General features: G+C 67.5%; 1 protein-coding gene. It reads right to left on the bottom strand.

The annotated features are described in order from the left end of the window. A partial coding sequence (locus ABEB12_RS41940) for a nickel-dependent hydrogenase large subunit (protein WP_345703602.1) occupies positions 1-606 on the bottom strand: 606 nt, incomplete at both ends.

Raw genomic sequence — 606 nt, 5'->3', positions numbered from 1 at the left:
CGCAGGAGCCGGTGCCCGGTGACCTGGTCGTTGATGCGCAGGAGTTGTTCACGAATGCGTTGGGCGTGGGTGTTGAGGATGCCGTGGCCGACGTCGTTGCACAGCGCTCCGAGATCGGTGACATGGTTGTAGATTCGTTCGAGTTCGAGCAGGACACCGCGCAGCCGGGCCGTGTCGGGTGGTAGGTGCAGTCCGAGGGCTTCCTCGACCGCCTGGCAGAACGCCCAGGTGTGCCCGACGGTGGTGTCGCCGCTGATTCGTTCGGCGAGTTCGACCGCGTCCCGGGGATGGCGGTGTTGGAACAGCTTTTCCACGCCGCGGTGGGTGAACCACAACCGGGCTTTGAGGTTCAGGATCGTTTCGCCGACCACGGAGAACCGGAAGTGGCCCGGTCCGATCATTCCCGCGTGTACCGGGCCGACCGGGATCTCGTAGACCCCGGGGCCTTCCACCGTGCGGAACGGGTAGGGCCCGTCGGGCTCGCCGAACACCGGTGGCGGGCCGGCGTCGGCGAGCATCGGGTACCAGCCCGTGGGCCAGTGGAAATGCCGCACCAACCGGCGTGGCAGCGGGTGCTGGACCGGGATGATCCCGAACAGGTCGCGC

This window comes from Actinospineispora eucalypti, assembly GCF_039543365.1.
GTDB classification, from domain to species: Bacteria; Actinomycetota; Actinomycetes; order Mycobacteriales; family Pseudonocardiaceae; genus Pseudonocardia; species Pseudonocardia eucalypti.
Note: the sequence above shows the minus strand (reverse complement) of the source record. Positions and strands in the feature narration are given on the sequence as shown.